This is a genomic window from Tamlana sp. I1, from assembly GCF_015355625.1.
GTDB lineage: Bacteria > Bacteroidota > Bacteroidia > Flavobacteriales > Flavobacteriaceae > Pseudotamlana.
This window is the reverse complement of record NZ_JACLAF010000007.1, coordinates 26,653-39,446: the sequence shown is the minus strand read 5'-3', so window position 1 is coordinate 39,446 and position 12,794 is coordinate 26,653. Positions and strand designations below refer to the sequence as shown.

Sequence of the window (12,794 nt, the reverse complement as noted above, 5' to 3'; positions counted from 1 at the left end):
TTTACATAAAACATTCGGAAAATGATACATAAAAAAACACCTTTTAAAGTAATTACACTTTTAATACTATTCCTAAGCTTTATCAATTGCAAAAATGATAAAACAGCACCAAAAAAAGCCAAACACAAACTCCCTAATGTTATTTTCATTCTTGCAGATGACCTTGGATATTCTGATTTGAGTTGTTATGGCCAAAAACTCATAACCACCCCAAATATTGATGCTTTAGCCGACAATGGCATCATTTTCACACAACATTACTCAGGAAGCTCGGTTTGTGCGCCGTCACGAAGCACCTTATTAACTGGTTTGCATACTGGGCATACCCCCATAAGGGGCAATAAAGAAGTTTTACCCGAAGGACAATACCCTATTGCTGATTCAGTTTATACCTTAGCTGAAGTTTTTAAAAATGCTGGATATACAACAGGAACCTTTGGCAAATGGGGCCTAGGATATCCTGGATCAGAAGGCGACCCAAACAATCAAGGTTTTGATCAATTTTATGGCTATAATTGCCAACGACTAGCACATCATTACTACCCTTATTTTTTAAGAAGCAACCAAGAGGTTGACTCTCTATTAGGCAATAAAGGCCACGGCAAGGAAACCTATGCACCTACAATAATTCATGAAAAGGCTCTAAGTTTTATTGAAACAAACAAAGACCAACCGTTTTTCATGTTTTACCCAACCTCCATTCCTCATGCAGAATTAGCAGCCCCTGAAAAGGATATCGCAAAATACAGAGGCAAGCTCCTTCCAGAGAATAGCTACAAAGGCTACGATGAAGGCCCTGAATACAGAAACGGCCCCTATGAATCTCAAAAAGAAACACACGCTACCTATGCGGCCATGATTCATTATTTAGACAATAAAGTTGGAGAAATTGTAAAAAAAGTAAATGATTTAGGTCTTACAGAAAATACCATCATTATTTTCACATCAGATAATGGCCCAAGTAGAGAAGGCGGCGTAGACCCTGAATATTTTAATAGTAATGGCCCCTTAAAAGGATTTAAAAGAGATCTTTATGAAGGTGGTATACGCGTACCTTTAATTGTAAGCTGGCCTGGAACCATTAAAGAGAATATTTCAACAAACCACATATCTGCATTTTGGGATTTCATGCCTACATTTTCAGATATATTAGGTCAGTCAACATTAAACTACCCTACAGATGGTATTTCTTTTTTGCCAACCTTATTAAATCAAGAAAACCAAAAACAACACGATTATCTTTACTGGGAATTTCATGAAAAAGGAGGTAGACAAGCAGTGAGAAAAGGGCAATGGAAAGCCGTAAAATACAACGTCCTTTCTGAACCAAAAAAACCTATTGAATTATATGATCTTTCTGCTGACCTAGGAGAAACCAATGATGTTTCTAGCAAATATCCTGAAATCACTTCAGAATTAACAAAACTTATAGAAACCAGCAGAACACCTTCAGATGTTTTTCAGTTTTCTTCTGAAACGTTTCTAAATTCAAAATAAAAAAAGAGAACAAAACAAAACGGGTTAGAATTCAGCAGAAATCTAACCCGTTTTTTAATGCATATAAGTACCATTTACAATATTTGACACTGAACAACATAAACCTAAAAACCTAAAATACAGTCTTTAACATAAATCGAACACAGCCTACTCATTACCATCATAATAAATGGCCTAAATCATGTTTTTATCAAAAAAAAATCAGATTTAACCCCTTGACAAGTCCTAAAACACCCCCTAAAACACCTACAGGTTTTACTTTACTTTGTCTAAAATTTAAAATAATACTAATGAAAAACTGTTTAAAATCCTTAAACTTATGCCTAGCAGGTTTGTTTATTTTTGCTAGTTGTGCTTTTACTAAAACTAATAACCATTCACCTGGACGTACGTCCTATGATTTTGATTTAAATTGGAAATTTAAATTAGGAGATGAAACAAAAGCAAGTGACATTAATTACAATGATGCAAATTGGCGAACACTCAACGTACCCCACGATTGGAGTATTGAAGGCGCTTACAACAAGGATAATCCTTCTGGAATTGAGGGCGCATTTCTACCAACAGGTATTGGATGGTATAGAAAACATTTTGAATGGCTGCCTGAATGGGAAAACAAAAAATTAAGTATTCAATTTGATGGTGTATATTGCAATTCCACCGTATGGATAAATGGTATTGAATTAGGCACAAGACCCAATGGTTATATAGGATTTTCCTATGATTTGACGCCGCATCTTCAAAAAGGAAACAATGTTATTTCAGTTAAGGTAGACCATTCCAAAACACCCTCCGGAAGATGGTACACTGGCTCTGGTATATATAGACACGTTCGATTATTGGCTACAGACAAAATATACATCCCCGAAGGAGGTCTTTTAATTAAAACCCCCGAAATAGATAAAAATAAAGCTACAGTAGCTGTTAACTTGGAATTAACAAACGAAAAAGACACAAATAGCAATATTGAGATTATTTATAACATATTAGATGCTAGCAGAAACACAGTTACTACGAGCAAAAAAACACTTTCATTAAAAAAAGGAAATCATAAAACCAACACAACATTAGTTCTAAAAAATCCAGCTTTGTGGTCTACAAACCAGCCCAATCTTTATAAAATGCAGGTTCAAATAAATGACGAAAACCATAATAGCTTAGATAACTTTGAATCCACTTTTGGAGTGCGCTCCATTTCTTTTAGTGCAGAAAACGGGTTTGAACTTAATGGTGTCAAAACCATTTTAAAAGGTGTATGTAACCATCATGACGCTGGACCAGTTGGAACTGCTGTACCTCATGATGTGCTTTACAGAAGATTGGAAATCCTAAAAGAAATGGGATGTAATGCCATAAGAACATCACACAATCCATTTGCTCCAGAATTTTACGACATGTGCGATGAGATGGGATTTTTGGTAATGGACGAGGCTTTTGACGGTTGGGAAACCCCTAAAGCAGAACACGATTATGGTAATTATTTTGAAGATTGGTGGCAAACCGATTTAGAAGCTTTTATTAAACGAGACTATAACCACCCTAGTGTTATTATATGGAGTATTGGTAACGAAGTAAAAAACTATACCGATGAAACTCAAAAAAAATTAGTAGATTTTATTAAAGACATTGACAACACGCGACCTATATCACAGGGACGAGGTTATAAAGGTCCAGCAATAGATTTGGCAGGTTTTAATGGTCACGGTGAGTATAAAAATGTTCTAAAAAAATTCCATAAAGCGAATCCTACCAAACCCATTATAGGTACAGAAATCACTCATACCATGTCAACCAGAGGTATTTATAGAACAAAAATGAGCTATCGTCTTAGAGACACCCCTGCCCCTTGGGAGCAAGGAAAAAAATTCAGCTCCATAAAAAACAAAGTATTTCTCCAAGATGATTTAACTGAAGAGGAAGTTTTTAAAAATGTAAATCCGAAATACTATTCTTCTTACGACAATGCTATTGTTCGTATGAGCATTAGAGATTATTGGAGGGAAACAAAAGATTTAGATTATTTCTTAGGAGCCTTCAGATGGACTGGTTTTGACTACTTAGGAGAATCGTTTGACTGGCCAGCAAGAACTGTGAGTTTTGGTATTATTGATCTAGCTGGTTTCCCTACAGACAGCTATTATTTATACCAAAGTATTTGGTCGAACGAACCTATGGTGCATTTGTTACCTCATTGGTCGCTTTCTGGTAAAGAAGGGGTTATTATTCCGGTTGTGGCTTATACCAATGGAGATTCAGCAGAACTTTTCTTAAACGGAAAATCATTGGGAGAAAAACCAATGACCGATGAATTTAGAATTATATGGAATGTCCCTTACATAAAAGGAGAACTTAAAGTAGTGGCAAAAAAAGATGGAAAAATAATTGCTACCGATGTTAAGAAAACTGCTGAGGAAGCTCATGGCATTGCAATCAAATTAGACAAAAAATCCATGATTTCAAACCAAAAAGACGTTGCACATCTTGAACTATCCGTAGTAGATAAAAACGGTGTAGAGGTTCCAGATGCAAATAATCTTTTCAATTTCAAAATTGAAGGTCCAGGAAAACTCATTGGTGTTGAAAATGGTGATATTTTAGATTTAAGCCCTTCAAAAGCCACAAACAAAAAAGCTTTTAACGGCAAATGCTTGGCAATTGTTCAATCAACAGACAAACAAGGCGATATCAAAATCACAATAAGTTCAGAAGGACTGGTTTCAAGCGAGGTAATGATTTCAGTTCATAAAAATAAAACGGATTTAAAATCCCTATAAATATTAATCAGTTTTAATTTAGTTCTTTTTGGCAACGGGGTTTTCTTTTTAAGTAAGAAAACCCCGGTTGTTATTTTACACAAATACAGAGTGATGATTAACAAGATTTCTTACAACTAAACAAAAAAAACTTTTTACAGAAAACCCCCTTCTCGATTTATTGATATACCACCATTTAATACCCAGTTATTTTAAATAATTTGGCTCCAAAAAATTTTACTAATTAATGAAAAACTTATAAAAAAATTACTTTATTGCTTTTTATATTTTGCAATGATGTGATAACCTCATATTTAAAAACAGCTCAAATTAAAACTCCTTCAATTATAAGTAAAATGTGTTTTGCCTAGATAAATAGCCTTAGCAGCTAAGCGACCTTAAGAAGGATTAGAAAATAATTAATTATAATAACCATGAGTCTGTTTTGAATTGCTTTCGACAGTTAACTGTTTCACACTTTTATTTTCGAGAGGTTTGATTTCAAGGATTCAAAAAAATTCAACATTTTAAGATTTAACTGAATTCTCTTAAGAATTTTAAAAATTAAATTTATAAACAAATGAGAAACTTTAAGTTACTACTAATAGCACTATTGTATGCCTTTGCATCTCATGCACAAATGGCATGGATTATCAATCAAGGAACTGTAACAGCTTCTGAAAACCAACCTACCGTAAACAATCTTTTTGATAACGATATAAACACTATTTGGTCCTGTACGGGTTCGGGCACCATTATATTTTCTAACACAAATAATCCGTTTATATACACAGGTTATTTTCTGTATTCCAGCACCGTAAATAGTCCTGCCTCTTGGAAATTTTATGGTTCCTTAGATGGCGTTAACTTCGATGTTCTAGACACACAACCTGGCACAGCTTTAGGAAGCAATTCTCGTAAGCGTTTTTCTGCCAATAACAGCGAACAATACCTTTATTATAAAATAGATTTTTTTGACAGTGCAAATTATACATCTTCTGGAAGCTCCATTGAGCTTTCAGGGTTACTATTTGAAACCAATGGAAAAACCGAAAGCTTTGAAAATCTAGTTATAGCTACAGGTGCTTCAAATAATGGTAATTATACTGGCGATGATAACTTGGAATGGAATTTTACTAATTCAAGAGATGGGCAAAATTTTGGTGCTGAAAGTAGAAGCTTATTGATGCGTGGTCAAGACACAGCAAATTTGATTGCTATTATTGATGGAGGTATCACTAGACTATCTTTTGACTACACCAATGCTTTTAACTCGGTTACTAATGAGGCGGCCTATTTTAATGTTTACATTGAAGAATTAGAAACAAGTAAAGCCGAAGAATTAGTGGGTACGTCATCAGCAGTAGGTAACACAAATACAACAGGAATTCAAACCTTTATTTTGGACAACTTAGACTTTAGAGGTCAGGTAAAACTTCGTATTGAAGCAGCAGAAAAACCGGTTTGTATTGATAATTTGGGCTATTTGTATAATTCATTAGAGCCAACGGCTCCAGATGACAACGAAGTTAACAATACGTTTACAATAAATGTTGATGATGTAAAATGGCAGATAAGTGATTATTTGGTAGGAATGCATTCGGTATATTCTAATGAACCAGATGCTTTTTATGCAGATGGCAGTTATGTTGAGTGGATGAAAAATGCCGGTATTAGTACCATGAGATATCCTGGAGGTACTGTTGTAAAATATTGGGATTGGGAAAACCCTACCGGTATTTTAAACCAAGATTCTTGGGATCCTAATTGGAACACTGCTAATAATGCACTTCCCGAAGACTGGACAAGTCTTGACGAGTATATAGCTGTTGTAAAATCCTCTGGTATTACCCCTATGTTTGGGGTTAATATTACCTCTGGACACCAATACAACCGCGTGCAAGAAAGTATTGATAGAGCCGTTAGAATGGTACAATATGTTAAAGACGCAGGCTTAGGCGGAGCCTTTTGGTATTTAGGGAATGAAGGTGCTAATGGAGGAGCCACAAATGAAGCCAATCTATACAAACAACATGCCCAAGCTATGAAAGCTATAGATCCTAATATTAAATGCATGTTCAACCATAATAACCTTACTCCAAAGTACCTAAAAAATTATTTAGCCATCGCTGGTGATTATATAGATATCGCAGAAACCCATGGTAAATGGCCTTATGGTGGTGACCCAGGATTACCTCCAGGCACCCTAGCGGAATGGCAGAAAGAATTTCCGTTAAGAGATCGAAAGAATCACAACCGAGCATGGCGTAATGAAGTGCCTATACTGAAGCAAGCGGCTATAGAGGCAGGTTATCCAGATTTAAAATTTGCTAATAACGAATATGGTCTAGGCAAAGGCACAAATGTTGTAGGCTTTGATCGCTATACAAAAAACCTGTTGGTAATTGATATACTCCAAGAGCATATTATTGGCAATTGGTATATGTCTTGTTTTTGGTCTCAAATACTTTCATTTGATGAATCTAGTTTAGCTAGTTCTAATAACAATTACCGTTTAAACGCCATGCAATATGGCTTTGAATTATTAGGAAAAGCACAAGGCGCCAACATGCTTGAAATGACCGATGTTGAAGGGAATATTTCTGTATATGGCTTTACTGCGGAAAAAGATGATGAATATCTCGTTTATTTATTGAACAAATCGTCATTAGAACAAAATGTAAATCTTGGTTTTTTAAGTTCTGGATCTATAACACCCGCATTTTTTGAAGGAAGTAGCATGGTGAATACGCTAGATGAATTTGGCGAAATGATATCTGTAAATGTAACGCCTCAAGGCAATAATGCTTTTAAATCTGTACTACCATCAATGTCTTACACTAGACTAACTTTTAAGAAACAAGCCTTGACTGCAGAAGATTTTAATACATCAAACTGGAACCTTAAAGTATACCCTAATCCAACTAATAGTTTTATAACTATAAAAACATCACCTTCAATATCTATTAAACAATTTGCTGTTTTTGATATGTCAGGCAGAAAAGTTAATGAAGGCCTAATGGATGCATCCAACACCATCGATTTACAAAACATAAACCAAGGGATGTATGTTATAAAACTAATCAATTCATCAAAAAATATTAATTTTATTAAGATTATTAAAGAAGGTACGAAGCTCTAAAAGACAGACTTCAACAAAACCAAATCATCAATTTAGAGTTGTAAGTATAAACATACCATGTAAAGAAAAACAACGCTAAAGCACCTATTTAAAAGGGGATTAACGAAAATATCCCCTTTTAAATATGATTTTGACCTCTACTCTTAATACAGATTTAACACAAATTTGTGAATCTTAATAATTAACTCCCTAGTTAAACAAATGGAACATAAACTAAACTACCAATGAAACAGAAACTAAACTAAAACTAAACAAATGAAACAAAATTCAAAATTATAACTAATTCAGAAAATACAAATATGAAGCAATTCAATCTATTTTTAATATTAATATCTGTTTCATGGAGTGCCTTATCACAAACCCCAATTCAAGGTGTTGTAAAAGATGGTTCGGGCATCCCCATTCCTGGTGTAAATATTATCGAAAAAGGAAGTCAAAATGGAACTGTGTCAGATTTTGATGGAGGGTATCAAATAACAGTTTCAAACAATGCCACATTAACATTTTCCTACGTTGGGTTTATAACTCAAGAAATAAATGTAAATGGTAAATCTACCATTAATGTAACCATGGCAGAAGATATCCAAAGTCTATCAGAAGTTGTTGTGATAGGTTATGGCGAACAAAAGAAAGAAAGTGTTTTAAGTGCCATTAATCAAGTTAAAGGCGAAGATATACTACAAACAGGAACACCTAATTTGGCCAATGCCTTAAACGGAATCTCGCCAGGTGTAGATGTCGTTGTAAATTCTGGTCAACCCGGCAGCGATACTGGAGACATATTTATCCGAGGAAAAGCTAACCCGCTTATTCTAATAGATGGTGTTGAAATTGTTGGTGGATTTTCTAACATAGACCCCAGAGATGTAGAAAGCATCAGTGCACTAAAAGATGGTGCAGCTACAGCAGTTTACGGTATTCGTGGTGCTAATGGTGTTATTATTATTACTACAAAACGTGGTAAATTAGGTAAGCCTCAAATAAGCTACAATGGCCAAATGACCATAAAAACACCAACCACTATACCTAACACACTAAATGCATTTTCTGCACAAAGCGCTTTAAATAAAGGAATTTTAAACGATCAAGCTTATAACTCAGGATTCTCGACTGTAAACGACTTACAGCACTGGAAAGATGGTGACTTGCCCTATATCTATCCAGACACCGATTGGTTTGATTTAATGCTTAAAGACTCTGGCTATAGTCAAAATCACAATATTGATATTCGAGGTGGTACCGATTTTGTAAAATACTACGCATCAGTAGGATACCTATACGAAGGTGATGTTATTGAAACTGAAAAATTCTCCAATTACGATCCGAAATTCAAATTCAGCAGATATTCTTTTAGAGCAAATTTAGATTTCAACCTAAGCAAAACGACTATTTTAAAAACTAGTGTTAGTAGCCGTTTTGAAGACAAATCCGAACCTAGAGTTACAGGAGGAGGAGAAAACAATAATCTAGGTAGAATATTTAGAGGACTGTACATCTCTGAACCAGGTGGTGTTGTTCCTATATACCCAGCAGAAGTATTAGAACAATACCCAGACCCGCTTTACCCAGGATTGGTAGAAGCTAGATTTGGAGCAGGTTCTAACCCTTATGCAGATATCAATACCTTAGGAGTAAGTAACGGGTTTAAAACGGTATTCTCTGTTGATTTTGATCTTCAACAAAAACTAGATTTCATTACAAAAGGCCTTTCTTTTGTAGGTAAATACAACTATTCTAGTGTATACGACTCAACTGAAAACATTACATGGAATAGTGTCACTGCTCCAAGAATTGATACTTATACATTAGAAAGAGATGGAAGCTGGTTCTCTACTGAAGGTAGAAATTACGAGCGCCCTTTAAAACATATCCTTCAAGATGAAAACATAGACAAAAATAGAGAGATTTCTTATTACAGACTTCAACTAGATTACAACAATACATTTGGAAAGCATAATGTAACAGGATTAGCACTTTTTAGCCGAAACAAAACTCTAAACAATACAGAATATCCCTATTTTAATGAAGATTGGGTAGGTCGTGCAACTTATAATTACGATTCTCGCTATTTCTTTGAGTTTAGTGGCTCTTACAACGGCGATGAAACATTTGCTACAGGCTATCGTTTTAAACTATTTAGATCTTCTGCATTTGGGTACAACCTTGCCTCAGAAGATTTTATTAAAGAACATTTCTCTGTTTTAAGTAATTTCAAAATAAGATATTCTTATGGAGAGACAGGAAGTAAGGAAGGCTTAAACAGAAAAAATGGTCTGTCCCCATACCGTTGGCAATACCTTAGCTTTTATGATTATACAGATGGAAGAGAACGCTCTAGGTACTTCTTTGGCGAAGATATTGATAACGAACTTACAGTTATAGCCGAAGATCAAATAGGAAACCCAAAACTATCTTGGGCTACCGTAATTAAACAAAATATTGGAGTCGATTTTGGCTTCTTTAAAAATAAGCTTACTGGAAGTGTTGATTTTTTTAAGGATAAACGTGATGGACTAATCGGTAGACCTTCTGCCATACCTGCTTATTTCGGGTCGACCGTTGAATTCCCGTTTGCTAACTTGGGGGCTTCAGAAAGCCATGGTTACGAATTGGCTCTGAATTACAGAAAAACAACCTCTTATGGCTTGTCATATTCGGTAGGGGCATTTTATGCCTTTAACGAGAATCGTGTTTTATTTAGTGCCGCAGATGGACCAGGAACACCAGATTACACAAAAGAAGCTGGTAAACCTGAGGGCGTTACCCCTTTACTACAAACAGACGGTTACTTCCAAAATATTGATGAGCTAGTTAATTACCCTGAATTTGCGGGCAAACCAGGCTTGGGTGATATCAGGTATATTGACTACAATGCTAACGGAACCGTTATAGGAAATGCCCTAGAAGACCAAGTTAGATTTAACTTACCAAAGTCTCCAACAAACACCTATAGCTTCAGGTTTTCAGCCGATTATAAAGGGTGGGCTATTAGTGGCTTAGTTAATGGTACACAAGGCCATAGGGGTTTAATTGATGCTAATCTTGCATACGCCTTACCTGATGGCAATGCTGCAGGACTCTATGAACATTTAGACTATTGGACCCCAACAAACACAAATGCCAAATACCCTGCATTGCATTCACAAAACAACCCTAACCTATCATCGCCACACACGTCTAGAATAATTGATCTTGATTATATTAAATTAAGAAGTCTTAATTTAAGTTACACCTTCGATATGAGCAAATCTACTACCATTGATAGTATTAAGCTTTTTGGAATAGGAAACGACTTGTTTACAATATCGGATGTAGATTTTGGAGATCCAGAAGGTAATTCTGGAGGGAGTTTATACCCTATAGTACGTAGAATAAGCTTTGGAGTTAATGTTAGTTTTTAAAAATGAATAAAATCGTTATAATGATGAAAAAATATAGTTATTTATTATGGCTTGGCCTAATTTGTAGCCTTTGCTTTAATTGCGAAGACTATCTAGATAAGGTGCAAGAGTTTGAAGGACTCCAAGAAGACGATGTCTTCTCTGATATCCGTTTAGCAAAATTATTTTTGGATGGGGCTTATACCAACCTCATTTCAGAGGTAAGCACAGCAAATACTGGTTCAGATTGGCTACCTGCCATGACCATGGGTGGCGAGGGATACCCAGGTAGATTGGCACTAAACGTACCCGAAACATACAACTTATATGCACAAGGCGATTATTTAAGTTTAATAAATAAAAACCCTAGCTTTCAAGGAACACCATTTTTTGTAAATAGGTATTATGAAGGATGGAAAGGTGTTAGAACAGTTAATAGCTTTTTAGAACATGCCAATGAAATACAAAATGGTACGCCTCTAGAAATTAATAGACTTAAAGGTCAAGCATACTTTTTAAGAGCTTATTTCTTCCATTTAATGACCAAACGTCATGGAGGTCTAGCCTATTTAAAAGATAATTTAGATTTAAATTCTCCAATTACCACAGAACGAGAAAGCTATGATAGTAATCTTGCAGATATGATTATTGATTTGAATCAAGCCATAAACTTACTTCCGATTAAATGGGAGTCTGAAAACACAGGAAGGCCAACAAAAGGAGCTGCAATGGCATTAAAATCTAGAATAACTCTTTTTGGAGCAAGTCCTTTAGCCAATAAATCAAACGATCAAGCTCTATGGATAGATGCTGCGAAAGCCGCTTCAGATGTCATCAATTTTGCCAATGATAACGGACTTTACAACCTTATAGACGCTAGTGCTGCTAACAGTATGGATGTTGATACTGGTGGAGCAGACCTTTTTGTTTCCGAACCAGACCAACTTAAACCTTACAGAAATATTTTTGTTGGTCCAGGGGTAAGTAAAGTTATTCCTCAAGAAGTTATTTTCATGGAACCAAACTTAAGATTTGATTTACCTGGAGATTTCTCTTTAAATCCAGTGCCAAGGCTTTCTTTAACTGTTGGTTTTGATATTCTTAAAGGAAACACAAATCCAATGGGAATAGGAGCATTAGCAAACTTTGCCGCTAAATATGAAACCAAAAATGGATTAGATATTAAAGATGACCCAAGTTACAACCCACAAAACCCATTTGTTAACAGAGACCCTAGATTTTATAACGACATTTTATTTGACGGTGTACCTTGGGTATTTACTGTTGGGGCTTTAAACAATACAGGTGTCGTTGATTTAGCACAAATTAATGAAGAAGGGGGATATGGGAAAAGTTTACACGACCCTCAAACACCAGCAAATAGACTTTGGCGCGTGAGTAATCTAACAGGTCTTATGGTAAGAAAATGGGTGCCTAATGGGGCTTATTGGCAAAACGGAAATACAGGTAGCTGGGATTTTCATGTGAATAATATTTTAATGCGAATGTCTGAGGTTTATTTAAACTATGCCGAAGCCGTTAACGAAGCTTATGGACCTAGCGGAACAGCGCCTGGTGGAACACTAACAGCGATACAAGCCATAAACATAATTCGTAATAGAGTTGGAATGCCTGATGTTAAAAGTATGTACACAGGGTCTAAAGAGCTGTTTAGAGAACGTATTAAAAACGAACGTGCTATCGAGTTAGCTTACGAAGGTTTTAGATATGATGATTTAAGACGTTGGAAAGTGGCACACTTAGATGAAAATACTAAAGTAGACTTTCTAGAAATGAGATGGCAAGGTGGACCGTCGACGACCTACCCTACTGGTTTTAGTTTTGATGTTGTTGAACAACCTAATTTAAAGAAAACCTTTAACGACAGAAATTATTGGTGGCCTATACCTTCAACAGATGTTGAAGCAACACCGACTTTTAAACAAACACCAGGATGGTAGCACAGGGTTTTCCCTATAAAATATTTAAATAAGTTAAAAAAACGGTACTAGAAACGGACTA

The 12,794-nt window shown here is 35.4% G+C and carries 5 protein-coding genes; all 5 read left to right on the top strand.

The annotated features are described in order from the left end of the window. Positions 1 to 21 precede the first annotated feature (21 nt). Positions 22 to 1,497: an arylsulfatase gene (locus H6X70_RS07425; RefSeq protein WP_194767047.1), complete on the top strand. Its 1,476-nt coding sequence runs from the start codon at positions 22 to 24 to the stop codon at positions 1,495 to 1,497. A gap of 290 nt (positions 1,498 to 1,787) precedes the next feature. After that, entirely contained in the window at positions 1,788 to 4,271 is a 2,484-nt protein-coding gene (locus H6X70_RS07420; RefSeq protein ID WP_194767046.1) for a sugar-binding domain-containing protein, read from the top strand. A gap of 559 nt (positions 4,272 to 4,830) precedes the next feature. Next, a complete protein-coding gene (locus H6X70_RS07415; RefSeq protein ID WP_194767045.1) occupies positions 4,831 to 7,392 on the top strand; it encodes a T9SS type A sorting domain-containing protein in 2,562 nt (853 codons plus the stop codon). Positions 7,393 to 7,691: 299 nt separating this feature from the next. Continuing rightward, the gene (locus H6X70_RS07410; RefSeq protein ID WP_194767044.1) at positions 7,692 to 10,793 is read left to right on the top strand and encodes a SusC/RagA family TonB-linked outer membrane protein; all 3,102 of its coding nucleotides are present in this window, start codon (positions 7,692 to 7,694) and stop codon (positions 10,791 to 10,793) included. Between the two features lie 20 nt (positions 10,794 to 10,813). Then, on the top strand, positions 10,814 to 12,733 hold the full coding sequence (locus H6X70_RS07405; RefSeq protein ID WP_194767043.1) for a RagB/SusD family nutrient uptake outer membrane protein: 1,920 nt from the start codon (positions 10,814 to 10,816) through the stop codon (positions 12,731 to 12,733). Positions 12,734 to 12,794: the final 61 nt, after the last annotated feature.

Excerpts from the sequence above, each read along its gene's own strand:
- H6X70_RS07425 (WP_194767047.1), top strand. The coding sequence starts at position 22 with ATGATACATAAAAAAACACCTTTTAAAGTAATTACACTTTTAATACTA.
- H6X70_RS07420 (WP_194767046.1), top strand. The coding sequence starts at position 1,788 with ATGAAAAACTGTTTAAAATCCTTAAACTTATGCCTAGCAGGTTTGTTT.
- H6X70_RS07415 (WP_194767045.1), top strand. The coding sequence starts at position 4,831 with ATGAGAAACTTTAAGTTACTACTAATAGCACTATTGTATGCCTTTGCA.
- H6X70_RS07410 (WP_194767044.1), top strand. The coding sequence starts at position 7,692 with ATGAAGCAATTCAATCTATTTTTAATATTAATATCTGTTTCATGGAGT.
- H6X70_RS07405 (WP_194767043.1), top strand. The coding sequence starts at position 10,814 with ATGATGAAAAAATATAGTTATTTATTATGGCTTGGCCTAATTTGTAGC.